This window comes from Streptomyces sp. NPDC031418 (genome assembly GCF_055581605.1).
The window spans coordinates 126,077-143,828 of the sequence record NZ_JBVIJC010000016.1; the positions used below are offsets into that span (position 1 = coordinate 126,077).

Genomic DNA, 17,752 nt, shown 5'->3' on the forward strand with positions numbered 1-17,752 from the left:
GGATGGTCGGATCGCCGTAGTCGAGGAAAAGGTTTGCTCGTGCCCGCTGCCCCAGATGCTCCAGGCTCTTCCCCCGCCGGCCGGGCCAGGCTCGCCGATGTCGCGGCGCTCGCGGGCGTCAGCGTGGGCACGGCCTCCAAGGCGCTCAGCGGCGCCGGCCGGATGCGCCCGGAGACCCGGCAGCGCGTGCTGGACGCGGTGACGGCCCTCGGCTTCCGGCCCAACCAGCACGCCCAGAGCCTGCACACCGGCCGCAGCTGGACCGTCGGCCTGATGACCACGGACGGCATCGGCCGCTTCAGCACCCCGGTCCTGCTCGGCGCGGAGGACGCGCTGGGCGCCGGGAAGATCTCGGTCCTGCTCTGCGACACGCGCGGCGACGCCATCCGGGAGCAGCACCATCTGCGCAACCTCATGGACCGCCGGGTCGACGGCATCATCGTCACCGGCCGGCGCACCGACGCGCGCCCGCCGCTGACCGGCATCACCGGGCTGGAGTCGGTACCGGTGGTCTACGCGCTCTCACCGTCGACGGACCCCGGCGACATGTCCGTCGTCTCGGACGACCGGCGCGGCGCCGAGTTGGCGATGGAACACCTGCTGTCCACCGGCCGCACCCGGATCGCCCATGTCACCGGCCCCGAGCACCACGCTGCCGCCCGGCACCGGGCCCGCCACGCGGTGCGGCACCTGGCACAGGCGGGTCTCGGGCCGGCCGGCGACCGGGTCCTCTTCGGCGAGTGGAGCGAGGCCTGGGGCCGCCGCGCGGTGGCCGCCGTCCTGCGCACGGCGCCCGACACGGACGCGTTCTTCTGCGGCAACGACCAGATCGCCCGCGGGGTCACCGACGCGCTGCGCGAACAGGGCGTCGGCGTCCCCGGGGACATCGCGGTCGTCGGCTACGACAACTGGGACACCATGGCGCTGGCGAGCCGGCCGCCGCTCACCACGATCGACATGAACCTCGCGGAGATCGGCCGGATCGCGGCCCTGCGCCTGCTGGAGGCGATCGACGAGGGCGAGGCCACACCGGGCGTGCGCACGGTGCCGTGCCGGCTGGTGGTGCGGGAGTCGACGTGAGGCGGGCCCGGCCCCGGGGCGTGCCCGCGCGCGGCAGGGAGAAGGCCCCGCGGTCTCGGGGCCGCCCGTGCGCGGCAGGAAGAAGGCCCCGCTTCCCGGCGCCGGGCGGCGGGAAGCGGGGCCCATGTCGGAGGGGCGGGGCGGGCGCTGCCCCGAGGCGCCGCTCGGGCCGGGGGAGGGCGGCTGCTCGCCGGTGAGGCGAAGGTGAGGCGAAGGTGGAGCGAAGCCCCCGGGCCGTCCCGAGCGGGCTGGATCAGCCGAGGTCGGCGGTGTCGCGGCGGGACACCGAGAGGAAGGCCACGAAGCCGATGATCGCCACGGTCCAGGCCAGGGTCACCGGCCCGAGCCCCCAGGCCAGTCCGCCCCGGGAGGCCGGCAGGGCCATCCAGTCGGCCAGCGAGGCGCCGAGCGGGCGGGTGATGACGTAGGCCGCCCAGAACGCGCTCACCGAGCCGAGCAGACCGGTGCGGTGGGCCAGGGCGGGCACGCAGATCGCCACGGCGAACAGCACGACCGAGCCGAGATAGCCGAGGCCGATGGTGGCGCTGAGGTCGCCCGCAGCCGTGCCCAGGGCGAACGTGGCGAGGACGGCCGCCCAGTAGAAGGCCTCGCGGCGGCGGGTGCGGACGGAGTGGATGGACAGCGTCCGCTCCACGGTGTGCCAGAGGGCGAAGACGGCGGCCAGGGCGATCAGGAACAGCGGGGTGGACAGGGTGTAGGGGACGCCGAGGCCGACGTGCAGCACATCCGCGGCCATCGTGCCGAACACGCTGACCATGACGATCGCCGTCCAGTAGATCCAGGCCACGTACCGGCGGGCGGCGAACTGGAGCACGAGCGCGGCCACGAAGGCGAGACCGCCGACCCCCACCGCCGGGATCGGCCCCAGCAGATGGGCCAGGAAGTCGGAGGCCGTCTCCCCCATGCCGGTGGTGAGGACCTTGATGATCCAGAAGTAGACGGTGACCGCCGGGACCTTGGTCGCAGTCTCGCGTACGCGCGCGCGTGCGTGGCCTGTGGGCCGGTGGTCGAGGACGTGCTCTGTGCTCATGATCCGCACCCAAGCACAACCCGCCGTTCCGGCCCCAGCCCCCTTTGCCATTGTTTTGTGGCCTCTGGTGCAGGAGTTGCCGCGGCCTTGGGTCCGGGATCAGAACACCAGGCCCACATGGGCGAGCGCCTGCTTCAGCAGGACCCCGTGCCCGCCCGGCATCTCGCTGTGCAGGGCCGCCGAAGCCGCCTCCTGCGGGCTGAACCAGACGAGGTCCAGCGCGTCCTGCCGGGGCCGGCAGTCGCCCGTCACCGGCACGATGTAGGCGAGGGACACCGCGTGCTGCCGGGGGTCGTGGTACGGCGTGATCCCCGCCGTCGGGAAGTACTCGGCGACGGTGAAGGGCTGGAGGGAGGCGGGGACCCGGGGCAGGGCGACCGGGCCGAGGTCCTTCTCCAGATGGCGCAGCAGGGCGTCACGGACCCGTTCGTGGTGCAGCACCCGACCGGAGACCAGGGTCCGGCTGACCGTGCCGTCCGGGCCGATGCGCAGCAGCAGCCCGATGCTGGTGACTTCGCCGCTGTCGTCCACGCGCACGGGCACGGCCTCGACGTACAGGATCGGCATCCGGGCCCTGGCCATTTCCAGCTCGTCCGTGGTCAGCCAGCCGGGCGTGGTTTCGGTCATGTCAGACATTGCTTGATCATACTTTCCGGGTGGGGCGCGCGCAGTGGTTGCGCGCCGGTTCGGATGCGGTCGGGGGCGGGGCTGTCAGGTGAGTCCGTAGAGGCGTCGGGCGTTGTCGCGGCCGGTCCAGGCGGCGATGCGCAGGGCGTCGGGCAGGCTCAACTCGTCGGCGTCCACCCGGCTTTGCAGCAGATCGGCGAGGCCCTGCCGGAAGCACAGCGCGCCCAGGTGGTGGAATTCGGCCACGCCGTAGGCGTCGGAGCTGTAGAGCAGCTTGCGGAACGGCGTGATCTCCAGTGCCTCCTCCAGCACCGCCCGGCAGCGGGCCGGACCGGTGTGGTGCAGGGCGAGGCCGACGTCCAGGTACACATGCTCGAACACGGCGGCGAGATAGGCGGCTTGGCGGTGGTACGGCCAGCAGTGCAGCAGCAGGACGGGGATCGTGCCGCCGGTCAGATGCAGCCAGTCGGTGAGCAGGGCGGGGTCGGCGCGGTGCAGCCGCAGGTCCGCGTCCCCGAAACCGGTGTGCAGTTGCAGCGGCAGCCCCAGGTCGACGGCGGTCCACAGCAGGTGCCGGACCAGGACGGGGTCGGTGAGCCGGCCGCCGTGCGCGAGCCAGCGGGCGGCCGCCGCGGTCACCTCCGCGTCGGTGGGCCGCGCCGGGTCCAGGGCGAAACCGGTGCGGTAGGCGGCGATCGACTTCACCGCCACCACGCCCGGCCGGCGGACGGCCGCCTCGGCGGACGCGCGGAGCGCGCCCGCGTACGCGTCCGGCTCGACGCCCCGCGCGGTCACCGCCTCGGCGAGCTGCTCCAGCCGTACGACCTCGCGGGCGGCGGCGCCGGCGGCCTCCGCCAGGGCCGCGGGTGAGGTCACCGGGTGCGGGGCGTAGCCGGTGTCCACGCAGAACAGCTCCGCTCCGGACGCCCGGAGGAAGCGGCGGTTGACCTCCTGCCAGCCGAGCCGGGAGCGGCGCTCCACATAGGCCTCGGGCGGTGCGTGCCGGGGCAGGTCGAGCAGGGGTGCGCAGTGCCGGCGTACGGCCACCCCGGCCGGCGTGTCGAAGGGCGAGACACCGGCCCAGGCCGCGCCCTCGGTGAGCAGGGACTCGAACTCCGCCGGCGCGAGGTCGGCGGTCACCGCGCCATGGCAGTGGTGGTCGACGAGCGGCAACCCTGCGAGAACCTCGTGCACCGGCCCGGACGCGATCACGGACACCACCTTCCCGGCCAGGTCGTCGGGATAACCCGGCGGAGCGTTGTCGGCATGGGCTGGTGCCGTGCGGGCATCGCCGGGTGCATGGCGGGTGTTCCCGGGTGGCTGCTCGGCGTGTTCCGGGGGCCCCGGTGCCTCCCCGGCGTCCTCGGGGACACCATCCGTGCTGCCCGGGATCCTCTCGGCACGCCTGGGTCCTTTCGTCGGTTCGTCAGTACACCCAGCGGTAGGCCGCCGCCACCCCGGCATCGTCCAGGTCTGCCACGGTCGCCGCCTCGCCGAGCCGGACGGCGGTGATCGCGTCGGCGAGGACCGGGCCCAGCGCGGCCCGCAGCACCGGGTCGGCGCGGAACTCCTCGACGGCCCGCGGCAGCGACTCGGGCAGCCGGTGCACCCCGCGGGCCGTCGCCTCCTCGGGGCCGTACCGGGCCGGGTCCCCGGTGATCTCCTCGGGCAGCCGCAGCGCCCCGGCCACTCCGTCGAGACCGGCGGCGATCACGCAGCCGAGCGCCAGATACGGGTTGGCGGCCAGGTCCACCGGCTTGACCTCCAGGTTGGCCTCCTGGTCGCGGCGGCCCGCCGTACCGGTGACCAGCCGCAGCGCGGCCTCGCGGGTCTCGTGGCCCCAGGCCGTGAAGACCCCGGCCCACTGGGACGGCCTGAGCCGCAGATAGCTGGCCGGGCTGGGGGCGGTGACCGCCGTCAGCGCGGGCAGACGGGCCAGGACACCGGCCGCGAAGGACTCCGCCGCGGCCGTCATGCCGTACCGCCGCTCCCCGCCCGCGTGCAGGTTCACGCCCGCGCGCCAGCAGGAGAGGTGCAGATGGCCGCCGTTGCCGACGCCCTCCGCGAGCACCGCGGGCGCGAACGACACCCGCAGACCGTGCCGCTGCGCGACCGCGCGGACGGTCTGCCGTACCAGCACACTGCGGTCGGCCGCCGCCACCGGGTCCTGCGCGCCCACCGAGATCTCGAACTGCCCGGCCGCGTACTCCGGATGGAGCTGGTCGACGGCCACGTCCTGGGCGGCGAGCGCGGCGAGCAGGTCGGCGGTGTAGTCGCTCAGCTCCACCTGGCGGATCGCGCCGTACGCCGGTCCGGACACCGCCGGGACGAACTCCCCGGCCGGCGCCGAGCCCAGCCCGACCGCCCACTCCACCTCGATCGCCGCCCGGAAGGACAGGCCGTGCCGCTCCGCCGCCCCGGCGACGATCCGGCGCAGAAAGGTCCGGGTGCAGCCGGGGTGCCGGGCACCCTCCTGGGTGATCCGGTCCACCGGCGCCCACGCCCAGCCGGGCTGCCCGGCCAGCACCGTCAGCCGGTCCAGGTCCGGGTAGAGCCGCAGATCGCCGTCGGGGGAGCCGAGGACGTCCGTGGCGACGATCGAGTCGTGCGCGAGGAACGTGTCGAACACCGGCGACATCCCGACCCCCGAGGACACGGCCGCCGCCAGCCGCGCCGTCGGGATCGTCTTCACCCGGCCGACGCCCGCGGTGTCCACGTACGCCAGTACGATCCCGTGCACGCCCCGCGCGGTCAGCTCGGCGGTGAGCGCGGCGGCCCGGCGCAGATCTCCGGGGCGGCCGCCGGGCACGGGGTCGGCAAGGGCGGTCATACGTCCTCCTCCGCGGGCTGTGCCGGGTGCACGGGCGGGTCAGGGTTTCATGGCCACCGCGCCGTACTGCGGCACCACGGCGGAGGCCGGCCCGGCGCGCCACTGCGAGCACGGCACCAGCCCCGGCTCGACGAGGTCGAGGCCCGCCAGGAAGGAGGCGATCTCCGCGTGGCTGCGGGCGGTGATCGGCGGGGTGGCGTGCGCGTTCCAGAACTCCATCGCGGCGGCGTTGCCCTCGCCGCCCACCTCGGCGTCGTACGTCGGATGGGTGAGGACGAGATGGCTGCCGGAGGGCAGGGCCGCCATGAGCCGGCGCACGATGTCCCGGGCCTCGCCGGTGTCCAGGACGAAGTTGAGGATGCCGAGCATCATCAGCGCGACCGGCCGGCTCAGGTCGAGGGTCTCGGCGGCGCGCTGCACGATGCTCTCCGGGTCGTGCACATCGGCGTCGACGTAGTCCGTGGCCCCCTCCGGGGAACTGGTCAGCAGCGAGCGCGCGTGCACGAGCACGATCGGGTCGTTGTCGACGTAGACGATCCGGGCGTCGGGCGCGATCCGCTGGGCGATCTCGTGGGTGTTGTCGACGGTCGGCAGGCCCGTGCCCACGTCCAGGAACTGCCGGATGCCGCGCTCGACGGCCAGGAAGCGCACCGCCCGCGCCAGGAACTCACGGTCCGCGCGGGCCACCGCCCGGATCACCGGGAACATCCCGGCGACCTGCTCACCGACCCGCTGGTCGACCTCGTAGTTGTCCTTGCCGCCGATCCAGTAGTTCCACACCCGGGCGTTGTGCGCCACGGTGGTGTTCAGCCCGCCCGGACCGGCCGTCGGATCACGCCCTTCGGTCACGTCGCCGCCCTTTCCGTGCACGGTTCCCCGCCGTCATTGTGCCGCCCGTTGATCGTGCTGTCCCGGGAACCGCGCACCACGGGCGGTCCGGGGCGGCCCCGGACCCCGCACAGGCATGCGGAACACTGGGGTGCCGTACCCCCGCCCCGACCGGAAGCAGGACATGCCCGCCACGCCCGCCCCCCTCCTCGACCACCCCGCCGGCCTGCCCGAGGGCCCCGCCGACATCCGGCTCGTCGTCACCGACATGGACGGCACCCTGCTGGACGACGCCAAGCGCACACCGGAGGGGCTGTGGCCGCTGCTCGCCGAGCTGCGCCGCCGCGGCGTGCTGTTCAGCCCGGCCAGCGGCCGCCAGTACGCGACGCTGGCCCGGCAGTTCGCCGAGGTCGCCGAGGGCATGGTGTTCATCGCGGAGAACGGCACCTATGTGGTCCGCGACGGCGTGGAGCTGAGCTCCGACCCGCTGGCGCCCGGGGTCGCCGCCGGGGTGGCCCGGACGGTACGGCGGCTGGCCGCCGACGGCGTGGACGTGGGCGCCGTGGTGTGCGGCAAGCGCTCGGCGTACGTCGAACGGACCGACGAGGCGTTCCTGGCCGAGGTGCGCAAGTACTACGTCGAGCACCGGGTCGTCGAGGACGTGACCGCGGTCGAGGACGACATGATCAAGGTCGCGGTGTTCGACTTCGGGGCCGCCGAGCGCTCCACCGCGCCCGCCCTGGCGGAGTTCGCCGACACCCACCGGGTGGTGGTCTCCGGCGAGCACTGGGTCGACGTCATGAACCGCACCGCGGACAAGGGCACCGCCCTGCGCGGCCTCCAGCGGGCGCTGGGCATCACCCCGGCGCAGACCATGGTGTTCGGCGACTACCTCAACGACCTGGAGATGCTCGACGCCGCCGAGTGGTCCTTCGCCATGGCCAACGCCCACCCGGAGGTCGTCCGCCGGGCCCGCCACCTCGCCCCGTCCAACAACGACAACGGGGTGCTGCGGACCATAGCCCGCGTGCTCGGCCTCTAAACGTCGGCCGGACCGGCGCGGGGGGCCGTCGGCCCGGCGGACGCGGGCCTCAGCGGACCGGCTTGCGGCCCACCGCGCCGTACAGCGAGATCGGCCCGGCGCCGTCCGGGGCGGTCTGCGGACGCCAGTCGGCGACCGACACGACGCCGGGGTCCAGCAGCTCCAGTCCGCGGAAGAAGGCGGCCACCTCCTTCTGCGAGCGGGCCACCAGGGTCACCCCGCCCGCCGCGTAGGCGGCGATGCCCTTGCGCACGTTCTCCGGCTCGAAGTCGGCCGTCATCGTGGACAGCACCAGACAGCTGCCCGGCGCCAGCGCGTCGACCAGGGTGGACACCAGGTCGTGGGCGCCGTCCTCGTCGGCGATGAAGTGCAGCAGCGCGATCAGCGACAGGGCCACCGGGCGGTCCAGGTCGAGGACGCGGGCGGCCTGCTCGAGGATCGCCCTCGGGTCCCGGGCGTCGGCCTGGACGTACTCCGTCACGCCCTCCGGGGTGCCGCGCAGCAGCGCCTGGGCGTGCACCAGCACGATCGGGTCGTTGTCGACGTAGACGACCCGGGCGTCCGGCGCCACCGACTGGGCGATCTGGTGCAGATTGGGCTCGGTCGGTATGCCGGTGCCGATGTCCAGGAACTGGCGGATGCCGTCCTCGGCCAGGGCGCGCGTGGTGCGGTGCATGAACTCCCGGTTGGCGCGGGCGGCCCGCGGGGCGCCCCCGTCGATGGCCGCGATGCTGCGGCCCAGCTCCTCGTCGACGGGGTAGTTGTCCTTGCCGCCGAGATACCAGTCGTACACCCGGGCCGGATGCGGCCGGGTGGTGTCGATGCGCTGCGCGGCCGGCTCGGTCCCCGTCACGTACTGCTCCTCGGCTCGGTCACCTACGTCAGTTGCGAGGAGAAGTCTGACACGATCACGCGCTGTGCAGGCACTCCTCGGCCACCCGCTTGTCCAGCGCGGCCCGCACCAACGCGGCCGCCAGCACGGCCGGTTCGGTGTTCCCGGCCAGCGCGGTCAGCTGGTCCGGGTCCTTCGGCAGGCCGAGCCGGGCCGCCCCGGACAGGGCCTTGTCGTCCAGATAGGGGGCGAGTTCGCGCCAGACGCGCTGGGCCTCGCGCAGGAAGATGTCGGCGCCGGCCGGCCCCACGCCCGGCTCCTCCTGGAGCAGTTCCCTGAGTTCTCCGGGGTCGCCGTGCGCCTCCCGGTGCAGCCGGCGCAGGTCACCGCCCCAGCGGTCCAGCAACAGCGCGGCGCCGTCGCCGAGTTGGGTGGCGGTGCGTTCGTCGTAGCGCCGGTAGCCGCCCCGGCCGAGCGCGTCGACCCGCTGCTGCCAGTCGGCCTCGGCCATGCGGCGCGGAGTGTCGAGGTGGTCCTCGTGCAGGGCCCGGGCGGCGGCCACCGCCACCGAGGCCCGGATCCGGGCGCTGAGCAGCAGGGCCAGCACGAGCAGCCGGTACAGCGGCTGCGGGGTGTCCCTCAGCCGGATGTCCGCCTCCTCCGCGTAGGTCCGCCCGTACCGGGACAGCAGTTCGTGCAGCACCCGTTCGTCGCGGTTCATGGCCGTGTCCGGCGCGGGCTCAGGGCTTGAGCGGGTCGTGGCCCAGCGACATCAGCTGGTGGCGGCGTTCGGTGTCCTCCGCCACGGGTTCCTCCTCGATGTCCACGAGGTCGGCGACCGTGTCCACGACCTGGTGCATCGCACCGATGTCGTCCGCGGTCAGGTCGGTACGGCGCTTCTGGAGGATGGCGAGCACGTGCTGGCCGAGCGGCGAGCCCGCCCGTTCGGGCAGCGGCTCGGTGCGCTCGTCGGCGTCCTGGACCCTGAGCCAGGCCGCGAGTTCCGCCGAGGTCATGTTGACCACGCGGTGGAAGTCCTCCCACAGCGCTTCGAGTTCGAGGGCGTCGGCCATGGGTCTCCCCTTCCCTCTGGGTTCTTTCGCTCTTCCTTCGGTCTTTCGTCCCCAGGCGGGTGCCCATCGCCAAAGGGGGCAAAACCGGCCTGGTCAGCGGGGCAGGACCTGGTCCAGGAAGCCGGTCACCTCGGCGAAGACCTCCTCCTTGACCGTCTCGTTGAACACCTCGTGCCGGGCCCCGGGGAAGATCCGCTCGGTCAGCCGGCCGCCGCTCAGCCGCTCGACGCCGATCCGGCTGCCGGGCAGCGGCACCAGCCGGTCGTCGTCGCCGTGCAGCCACAGCACCGGTACGCCGCCCGCGTCGCCGCCCCGGGCGACCGTCTCCAGGGTGCGGGCGAACGCCTCCAGCGTCGGCCGCTTCATCGGCCCGTGCCAGACCAGCGGATCGGCGGCGTACGCGGCGCCCACCGCGGGGTCGCGGGAGAGCGCGGCCGGGCTGATCGGGGTGTCCGGGATCTCGGGCAGGGCCAGCAGCCGCCCGGGCAGCTCCCAGGCCCCGATCACCGGCCCCGAGAGGATCAGCGCGCTCACCTCCGCGCCGTACCGCTGGACGTAACGGGCCGAGATCAGGCCGCCCATCGAGTGGCCGACGAGGACCAGCGGCAGCCCGGGGTGCGCGGCCCGGGCCGACTCGGCCACCGTGTGCACCTCGGTGACCACGTCCTCGAAGTCCTCGATCAGCACCCGCTCGCCGGCCGACCGGCCGTGCCCCCGGTGGTCGGGCGCGTACACCGCCGCGCCGTGCCCGCCGAGCACGCCCGCCAGTTCGTCGTACCGGCCCGCGTGCTCGGCGTACCCGTGCACGACGAGGGCCAGGAAGCGGGGCTCCGGGTGCGGCCACTCGCGTACGGCGATCCCGTCCGGGGCATGCTCGCGGACGTGGGGCATATCTCCTCCAGGTGCCTCGGTGAAGGTTCCGGGGGATCTTCCCAGCGGGCCGGTCCGAGGTCTATAGTCTAAAACTAGCAGTGCTAATTAACCGTGCTGCCGAACACACCCAGCCAGCTGATCCACAGCGTCGTCGGTCAGGAGTCACACCCGTGCGTCCCGTTCACTTCGCGGCCGCCCGCCGCACCCCCATCGGCAAGCTGCGCGGAGCCCTCTCCTCCGTGCGCCCCGACGATCTGGCCGCGACCGTCATCCGCCGGCTGGTGAACGACGTGCCCGCCCTCGACCCGGCCCGGATCGACGACGTCTACTGGGGCGCCGCCAACCAGGCCGGCGAGGACAACCGCAACGCCGCCCGGATGGCCGCCCTGCTCGCCGGACTGCCCGAGTCCGTGCCCGGCGCCACCGTCAACCGGCTCTGCGCCTCCGGCCTGGAGGCGGTCACCCTCGCCGCCCGGACCATCGCGGCGGGCGAGGCGGACATCGTGATCGCCGGCGGCTCCGAGTCCATGAGCCGCGCCCCCTTCGTCCTGCCCCGCCCCGACGAGGCGCTGCCGCCGCGCATCGAGACCTACGACACCCGGCTCGGCTGGCGCCTGGTCAACCCGGCCATGAAGGAGCTGCACGGCCTGCTGTCCATGGGCGAGACCGCCGAGGAGGTCGCCGCCCGGTACGGCGTCTCCCGCGACCGGCAGGACGCGTTCGCGCTGCGCAGCCACCAACTCGCCGCCGCCGCCCGCAAGAACGGGCACTTCGACGACGAACTCCTCTCCGTGGAGCGGCCGGACGGGATCGTGGTGGAGCAGGACGAGTGCGTCCGTGAGGACACCTCGCTGGAGAAGCTCTCCCGGCTGAAGCCGGTGTTCCGGCAGGGCGGCACGGTCACCGCGGGCAACGCCTCGCCGATGAACGACGGCGCCGCCGGACTGCTGCTGGTCAGCGAGGAGGCCCTGAACGAACTGGGCCTGGAGTCCCTGGGCCGCTATGTCGCGGGCGCCTCCGCCGGTGTCTACCCGGACGTGATGGGCATCGGCCCGGTCCCCGCCACCCGCAAGGCGCTGGCCCGGGCCGGCTGGGCGATCGGCGACGTCCAGGAGGCCGAGTTCAACGAGGCGTTCGCCGCCCAGGCGCTCGCCTGCGTCGACCAGCTGGGCATCGACCCCGACCTGGTCAACCCGACCGGCGGCGCCATCGCCCTCGGCCACCCCCTCGGCTGCTCCGGTGCCCGCATCCTGACCACCCTGCTGCACCGCATGCGGCGCACGGGCGCGGCCCGGGGCCTGGCGACGATGTGCGTGGGCGTCGGACAGGGCAGCGCGCTGCTGGTCGAACGGCACTAGAGCCACTCCTCGGCGCAGTCCCAACGGGGGGTCCCGCCAAGGGAATCCGGTACACCAGCCGCAGAAGGAAACGGAGCAGCACTCCATGGCAACCCTGTCCGTCGCCGCCATTCTCGCCGAGAACGCCCGGCGCCGACCCGACAAGACCGCCCTCGTCGAAGGGGACCTGCGGCTGACCTTCGCCGAGGCGTGGCGTCGGGCCCTCGCCCGGGCGGGCGCGCTCACCGCCCTCGGCGTCCGGCCGGGCGACCGGGTCGCCCTCATGGCCCCCAACACCGCGGAGTTCCCCCTCGCCTACTACGCGATCGCCGCGGCGGGCGGTGTCGTCGTCCCCGTGCACCTGCTGCTGTCGGTCGGCGAGGTCGAGCACGTCCTGCGGGACAGCGGCGCCGGCCTGCTGCTCGTCCACCCGGCCCAGGCGGACACCGGGCGCGCCGCGGCCGAGGCGCTCGGCATCCGCGTGGTCACCCTGGGCGAGGAGTTCGCGACCCTCGCGGCCGACGCCGAGCCGCTGCCGTCGTACACCACCCGCGCCGCCGACGACCCCGCCGTGGTCTTCTACACCAGCGGCACGACCGGCGTCCCCAAGGGCGCCGTGCTCAGCCACTTCAACCTGGTGATGAACGCGACCGTCAACGCCTTCGACGCCAACGACGTCCGCGCCGACGACATCGCGCTCGGCGCCCTGCCGCTGTTCCACGCCTTCGGCCAGACCGTCTCGCTCAACTCCACCTGGCGGGCGGGCGCCACCCTGGTGCTGCTGCCCCGCTTCGACGCGGCCCGCGCGATCGAGCTGATGGTGCGCGAGCGCGTGAACACCTTCCAGGGCGTGCCCACCATGTTCGTGGCGCTGGCCGCGGCCGCCGCCGACGCCGCGGAACTGCCCGCCCTGCGCCTGTGCATCTCGGGCGGGGCCTCGCTCCCGGTGGCCGTGCTGGAGCGGTTCGAGACCGCCTTCGGGACGCGGATCTACGAGGGGTACGGGCTGTCGGAGACCTCGCCCACGGCCACCGTCAACCAGCCGGTGTTCGGCACCAAGGCCGGCACCATCGGCCATCCGCTGTGGGGCGTCGACGTGGAGATCGCCCGCGCGGAGACCGAGGGCCGCATCGAACTGCTGCCGCCCGGCGAGCTGGGCGAGGTCGTCATCCGCGGCCACAACGTCTTCTCCGGCTACCTCGGCCGCCCCGAGGCCACCGCCGAGGCCCTGGTCGACGGCTGGTTCCGCACCGGTGACCTGGGCACCAAGGACGAGGAGGGGTTCCTCCGCATCGTCGACCGCAAGAAGGACGTCATCATCCGCGGCGGCTACAACGTCTACCCGCGGGAGGTCGAGGAGGTCCTGATGCGCCACCCCGGCATCGCCCAGGTCGCCGTCATCGGCCTGCCCGACGAACTGCACGGCGAGGAGGTGTGCGCGGTCGTCGTACCGGCCGGGGACACCGCCCCCGACGCCGCGGGGATCACCGAGTGGTCCAGGGAACACCTCGGCAAGCACAAGTACCCGCGGCGCGTGGAGTTCACCGACGCGCTGCCGCTCGGACCGAGCATGAAGGTGCTCAAGCGGGAGCTGCGGACGCGGTACGCCGGGTAGCGGCACACCGGTCGGATCCATGTGCATAGCATCGGTCCCCACATGGACACGATGACGCTCTGGCACATATCCGGCTGGGGGTTCGCGGCACTCGCCTGCGCGGCCCTGCTCGTCGGCTTCTCCAAGACCGCGGTGAGCGGGGCCAACACGGTCAGCCTCGCCGTCTTCGCCGCGGTCCTGCCCGCCCGCGCCTCCACCGGGGTGCTGCTGCCCATCCTGATCGCCGGGGACGTGCTCGCCGTCCTCACCTACCGGCGGCACGCCCACTGGCCCACGCTGTGGCGGCTGTTCCCGGCGGTCGCGGCCGGTGTGGTGGGCGGCACGCTGTTCCTGCTGTGGGCCGACGACGGGATCGTACGGACCTCGATCGGTGCGATCCTGCTGCTGATGGCCGGGGTCACGCTGTGGCGGCGGCGCCGGGCGGACGGGCCGGGGGACGCACCGGACGCCGTGACGACCCGGGCGGGCCGGCTGAAGGCCCGCTCGTACGGCGTGCTCGGCGGCTTCACCACCATGGTCGCGAACGCGGGCGGCCCCGTGATGTCGCTGTACCTGCTCTCCGCCGGGTTCCGGAAGCTGGGCTTCCTGGGCACGTCGGCGTTCTTCTTCCTCATCGTGAACGTGTCGAAGGTGCCGTTCAGCGCGGGCCTGGGCCTCATCGACGGCCGTTCGCTGCTGCTCGACGCCGCGCTCGCCGGGTTCGTCGTGCCCGGTGCGTTGTTCGGCACATGGGCTGTGAACAGGATCAACCAGCGACTCTTCGAACAACTCGTGATCGCGGCGACGGTCGTGGGCGGCGTCCAGCTGCTACTGCCCTAGCCCCAGCAGCCCCGGCAGGTCGGCGAAGGAGTCCAGGACATGGTCCGGGGCGCCGCTCGCGCCGTCGAGCGTCTCCTGCTGGAACTTCCCCGTCCGCACCAGCACCCCCGTCAGTCCGGCCCGCTGGGCGGCGAGCACGTCCGACTCCACGTCGTCGCCCACCATCAGCGCCTCCCCGGCGGCCACCCCGAGCCGGGCCAGCGCCGCCTCGAAGAACGCCCGCGACGGCTTGCCCGTGACCTCGGCCTCCGTCCGGGCCGCCCGCTCCAGCCCGAGCAGGAACGCCCCCGTGTCCAGCTGGAGCCCCGCGTCGGTCCGCCAGTACAGGTTGCGGTGCATGGCGACCAGCCGCGCACCCCGCTGGAGCTGCCCGAAGGCCCGGTTGAGCGCCGCGTAGTCGAACTCCGGCCCGGCACCGCCCAGCACGACCACCTCCGGATCGTCCTCGACCAGGGTGATCTCGCCGAGATCCGCCGCGATGTCCCCGCTGTTCAGCAGCGCACAGCGGGCGCCCGGGTAGCGCTGTGCGAGGTGTACGGCGGTGACGGCGGGCGCGGTCAGGATGTCCTCGGCCGCCACCTCGAACCCGGCCGCCCCCAGGGCCCCGGCGATCGACGCCCGGGTCCGGGACGTCGTGTTGGTCACCAGCGCCACGGGCAGACCCGCCGCGCGGATCCGGCGCAGCGCCGCCACCGCACCGGGCAGCGGCTTCCAGGAGACGGTGAGGACACCGTCGATGTCGATCAGCACGGCACGCACGGACGCGAGGGACTCCATCCTCCGACGGTAGCGACCCGGGCGCCGGTCGGGCCCTCACGACCTCGTACGCTCACCCCCATGCCCACGCACGTGCTGATCCTCGGCGGTACCACCGAGGCCCGACGGCTCGCCGCCGATCTCGCGGCCCGGCCCGGCATCCGGGTCACCACCTCCCTGGCCGGCCGGGTCACCCGGCCCGCAGCGGTCCCGGGCGAGGTGCGCACCGGCGGCTTCGGCGGCGCGGAGGGCCTGGCCGAGTGGCTGCGCACCCACCGGGTGGACGCCCTGGTCGACGCCACCCACCCCTTCGCCGAGGCGATCACCGCCCATGCGGCCCGCGCGGCGGCGGCCACCGGGACACCGGCGGTCGTGCTGCGCCGCCCCGGCTGGCGGCCCGGCCCCGGCGACCGCTGGTACGACGTCCCGTCCCTGGCCGGCGCCGCCGACGCGCTGCCCGGCCTCGGCCGGCGGGTCTTCCTCAGCACCGGGCGCCTCGGCCTCGCCGCCTTCGCCCACCTGACGGACCTGCACTTCGTCGCCCGCTCGGTGGAACCGCCCGAGCCGCCCCTGCCGCCGTCCACCGACGTGCTCCTCGCCCGCGGCCCGTTCACGATCGCCGAGGAGACGGATCTGCTGCGCCGCCACCGGATCGAGGTCCTGGTCACCAAGGACAGCGGCGGCGAGGCGACGGCCGCGAAGCTGACGGCCGCCCGCGAACTCGCGCTGCCCGTGGTCGTCGTACGCCGGCCACCGCTGCCCGCGGGCGTCACCGCGGTGCCCGACACGGCGGGCGTGCTGGCCCGGCTGGGGCTCGTCCCCGGGTGACCACCGCGGCCGCACAAGGGCCGCCCGGCGTGCGCGCACCCGGGGCTCAGCGCGCCCCGCTCGGCTCCGGTTCGGCCGCCGTGCGCTGGGGGAGGCCGTTGCTCAGGTCCTCCACCAGCAGCCGCTTGGCGATGGTGTCCACGGCCGCGCGCAGATCGGCGGCCGCCGGGTGGCCGATGTCGCGCTGCACCCGGTCCGCCAGCCAGGTGCCCCACGCATGGCTGATCACCTCGGCCTCGCGGCGGCCCGCCGGGGTGTGGCTCAGCAGGGAGCCGTGCCGGGTCAGATAGCCCTCGTCGACCATCCGGTCGAACACCGGCAGCAGCACCTCCGGCGGCAGATGGCGGCGGCCCGCGACCAGCCCGAGGCTCGCATGCCCCACCAGCCGGTTCAGCAGCTCCACCTGCATCACCGCCCAGGCCCCGGCGACATCCAGCCGGGTGTCGGACTCGCGGATGATCCGCCGGCCGGTCTCCAGATCGGTACCGCCGATGATCTTCGCCACGGCGGCCTCCAGCACTCGCTGCGAGTCCGGCCCGTGCGGGGAGGCGAAGCCCTCGCCCATGTCGGTCGAACCCATCCGCGCGCTGTCCCGCAGCGGCACCTGCTTGAGGAACAGGGCCACCAGGAAGCCCAGTCCCGCGACCGGCACCGTCCACAGGAACACCGTCTGGATGGTGTCCGCGTACGCCTGCACGATCGGCGCGGCGACCGGGGCGGGCAGCCGGTGCAGGCCGGTCGGGCTGGTGGCCGCCCGGGTCACCGTCGCCGCGTCCACGCCGCCCGCCCGCACGGCCGCGCCGATGCCGTCGCGCAGGTTCGGGGCGAGCGCGTTGGTGTAGATGGTGCCGAACACGGCCGTGCCGAACGAACTGCCCAGCGTACGGAAGAAGGTCACCCCGGAGGTCGCGGTGCCCAGGTCGGCGTAGGCCACGGTGTTCTGCACGGCGATGGTGAGCACCTGCATGCACAGGCCGATCCCGGTGCCCAGCACGAACATGTACAGCGACTCCAGCGCCGTCCCCGTGCCCGGCCCCATCAGGGACATCAGATACAGCCCGGCGCCCATCACCAGCGCGCCCACGACCGGGAACAGCCGGTACTTGCCGGTCTTGCTGACCACATTGCCGCTGAAGACCGACGCGATCAGCAGCCCGACGACCATCGGCAGCGTCCGCACCCCGGAGACCGTGGCCGAGTCGCCGTCGACGTACTGGAGATAGCTCGGCAGGTAGGTCATCGCGCCGAGCATCGCGAAGCCGACGATGAAGCTGAGCACCGAGCAGACCGTGAACACCGGGTTGCCGAACAGCCGCATGGGCAGCATCGGTTCCCGGGCCCGGGTCTCCACCCAGCAGAACAGCGCGAGCGCCACCACACCGCCCGCGAACAGCCCGAGAATGACCCCCGAGGTCCAGGCGTACTCGGTGCCGCCCCAGCTCGTCGCCAGGATCAGCGCGCTCGCGCCGACCGCGACCAACGCGATGCCCGGGTAGTCGATGACCGGCCGGGACGCCGACCGCACCACCGGGATGGTGCGCGCGGCGGCGATCACCACGACCACGGCGATGGGCACGTTGACGTAGAACGCCCACCGCCAGGAGGCGTGGTCGGTGAACAGGCCGCCCAGCAGCGGCCCGATGACCGTCGCCACCCCGAACACCGCGCCGATGGCCCCCTGGTACTTGCCGCGCTCCCGCAGCGGGATGACGTCCGCGATGAGCGCCATCGACGTCACCATCAGACCGCCCGCGCCGATCCCCTGCACCGCCCGCCACGCGATCAGCAGCGGCATGTCGGTGGCCAGGCCGCACAGGAACGAACCCGCGATGAACACGATCGTGGACACCTGGAAGACGGCCTTGCGGCCGAACTGGTCGCCGAACTTGCCGACCAGCACGGTCGCCACGGTCTCCGCGAGCAGATACGAGGTGACCACCCACGACATGTGCGCGGCGCCGCCCAGATCGGACACGATCGTCGGCAGGGCCGTGCCCACGATCGTCTGGTCGAGCGCCGCGAGCAGCATGCCGAGCACGATCGTCAGGAAGACGACGTTGCGCCGCCGGACGTCCAGCACCGGCGGCTCGGCGGCGGCCGGTGCGGAATCCGGGGTCTGCCGGGACGCTTCGTTCTCCTCGGTGACTGCCACGAGGCCACG

At 73.7% G+C, this 17,752-nt stretch carries 17 protein-coding genes; 6 read left to right on the forward strand and 11 right to left on the reverse strand.

The window, feature by feature from the left end; all coding sequences use genetic code 11:
* Positions 1–39 precede the first annotated feature (39 nt).
* Entirely contained in the window at positions 40–1,080 is a 1,041-nt protein-coding gene (locus ACZ5CZ_RS24230; protein WP_385845782.1) for a LacI family DNA-binding transcriptional regulator, read from the forward strand.
* Between the two features lie 253 nt (positions 1,081–1,333).
* On the opposite strand, the gene ACZ5CZ_RS24235 is transcribed toward ACZ5CZ_RS24230, so the two are convergent.
* The 5 genes from ACZ5CZ_RS24235 to ACZ5CZ_RS24255 form a co-directional block, all read right to left on the reverse strand.
* Positions 1,334–2,131, reverse strand: coding sequence for a COG4705 family protein (locus ACZ5CZ_RS24235; RefSeq protein WP_468945872.1), 798 nt, complete (start codon positions 2,129–2,131; stop codon positions 1,334–1,336).
* A gap of 99 nt (positions 2,132–2,230) precedes the next feature.
* Entirely contained in the window at positions 2,231–2,758 is a 528-nt protein-coding gene (locus ACZ5CZ_RS24240; protein WP_385845869.1) for an NUDIX hydrolase family protein, read from the reverse strand.
* An 84-nt stretch (positions 2,759–2,842) separates the two neighbouring features.
* Positions 2,843–3,970, reverse strand: coding sequence for an amidohydrolase family protein (locus tag ACZ5CZ_RS24245; RefSeq protein ID WP_468945874.1), 1,128 nt, complete (start codon positions 3,968–3,970; stop codon positions 2,843–2,845).
* Between the two features lie 214 nt (positions 3,971–4,184).
* Positions 4,185–5,588, reverse strand: coding sequence for a type I glutamate--ammonia ligase (locus ACZ5CZ_RS24250; RefSeq protein ID WP_468945877.1), 1,404 nt, complete (start codon positions 5,586–5,588; stop codon positions 4,185–4,187).
* Between the two features lie 39 nt (positions 5,589–5,627).
* Complete coding sequence (locus tag ACZ5CZ_RS24255; RefSeq protein WP_468945879.1) at positions 5,628–6,437, reverse strand: SAM-dependent methyltransferase; 810 nt, start codon at positions 6,435–6,437, stop codon at positions 5,628–5,630.
* A 163-nt stretch (positions 6,438–6,600) separates the two neighbouring features.
* On the opposite strand from ACZ5CZ_RS24255, the gene ACZ5CZ_RS24260 reads away from it, so the two are divergent.
* Positions 6,601–7,458: a Cof-type HAD-IIB family hydrolase gene (locus ACZ5CZ_RS24260; RefSeq protein ID WP_468945881.1), complete on the forward strand. Its 858-nt coding sequence runs from the start codon at positions 6,601–6,603 to the stop codon at positions 7,456–7,458.
* 49 nt (positions 7,459–7,507) lie between these two features.
* Here the strand turns inward: ACZ5CZ_RS24260 and ACZ5CZ_RS24265 are convergent, their stop codons facing one another.
* The 4 genes from ACZ5CZ_RS24265 to ACZ5CZ_RS24280 form a co-directional block, all read right to left on the reverse strand.
* Complete coding sequence (locus tag ACZ5CZ_RS24265) at positions 7,508–8,311, reverse strand: SAM-dependent methyltransferase (RefSeq protein WP_385845774.1); 804 nt, start codon at positions 8,309–8,311, stop codon at positions 7,508–7,510.
* 55 nt (positions 8,312–8,366) lie between these two features.
* Positions 8,367–9,011 (reverse strand): HhH-GDP family DNA glycosylase, encoded by a 645-nt coding sequence (locus tag ACZ5CZ_RS24270; RefSeq protein WP_468945885.1) that lies wholly within the window; start codon positions 9,009–9,011, stop codon positions 8,367–8,369.
* Positions 9,012–9,030: 19 nt separating this feature from the next.
* Entirely contained in the window at positions 9,031–9,363 is a 333-nt protein-coding gene (locus ACZ5CZ_RS24275) for a DUF3140 domain-containing protein (RefSeq protein ID WP_385845772.1), read from the reverse strand.
* 93 nt (positions 9,364–9,456) lie between these two features.
* Positions 9,457–10,254 (reverse strand): alpha/beta hydrolase, encoded by a 798-nt coding sequence (locus tag ACZ5CZ_RS24280; RefSeq protein ID WP_385845770.1) that lies wholly within the window; start codon positions 10,252–10,254, stop codon positions 9,457–9,459.
* Between the two features lie 152 nt (positions 10,255–10,406).
* Between ACZ5CZ_RS24280 and ACZ5CZ_RS24285 the strand changes: the two genes are divergently transcribed.
* The 3 genes from ACZ5CZ_RS24285 to ACZ5CZ_RS24295 all read left to right on the forward strand — a co-directional run bounded on the left by ACZ5CZ_RS24285 (position 10,407) and on the right by ACZ5CZ_RS24295 (position 14,007).
* Positions 10,407–11,594: a thiolase family protein gene (locus ACZ5CZ_RS24285; protein WP_468945889.1), complete on the forward strand. Its 1,188-nt coding sequence runs from the start codon at positions 10,407–10,409 to the stop codon at positions 11,592–11,594.
* A gap of 85 nt (positions 11,595–11,679) precedes the next feature.
* The gene (locus tag ACZ5CZ_RS24290) at positions 11,680–13,188 is read left to right on the forward strand and encodes a long-chain-fatty-acid--CoA ligase (protein WP_385845768.1); all 1,509 of its coding nucleotides are present in this window, start codon (positions 11,680–11,682) and stop codon (positions 13,186–13,188) included.
* Between the two features lie 42 nt (positions 13,189–13,230).
* Positions 13,231–14,007 (forward strand): sulfite exporter TauE/SafE family protein, encoded by a 777-nt coding sequence (locus ACZ5CZ_RS24295; RefSeq protein WP_468945892.1) that lies wholly within the window; start codon positions 13,231–13,233, stop codon positions 14,005–14,007.
* Here the strand turns inward: ACZ5CZ_RS24295 and ACZ5CZ_RS24300 are convergent.
* Positions 13,996–14,784 carry an HAD-IIA family hydrolase gene (locus ACZ5CZ_RS24300; protein ID WP_468945894.1) on the reverse strand — a complete coding sequence of 263 codons (789 nt, stop codon included), beginning with the start codon at positions 14,782–14,784 and terminating at the stop codon, positions 13,996–13,998. The two genes, ACZ5CZ_RS24295 and ACZ5CZ_RS24300, sit on opposite strands and share 12 nt — an antisense overlap.
* Positions 14,785–14,844: 60 nt before the next feature.
* Here ACZ5CZ_RS24300 and ACZ5CZ_RS24305 point away from each other — a divergent pair, with 60 nt between their 5' ends.
* Entirely contained in the window at positions 14,845–15,591 is a 747-nt protein-coding gene (locus ACZ5CZ_RS24305) for a cobalt-precorrin-6A reductase (protein ID WP_385845764.1), read from the forward strand.
* Between the two features lie 46 nt (positions 15,592–15,637).
* Here ACZ5CZ_RS24305 and ACZ5CZ_RS24310 read toward each other — a convergent pair whose 3' ends face one another.
* Positions 15,638–17,743 (reverse strand): MDR family MFS transporter, encoded by a 2,106-nt coding sequence (locus tag ACZ5CZ_RS24310; RefSeq protein ID WP_468945896.1) that lies wholly within the window; start codon positions 17,741–17,743, stop codon positions 15,638–15,640.
* Positions 17,744–17,752 lie beyond the last annotated feature (9 nt).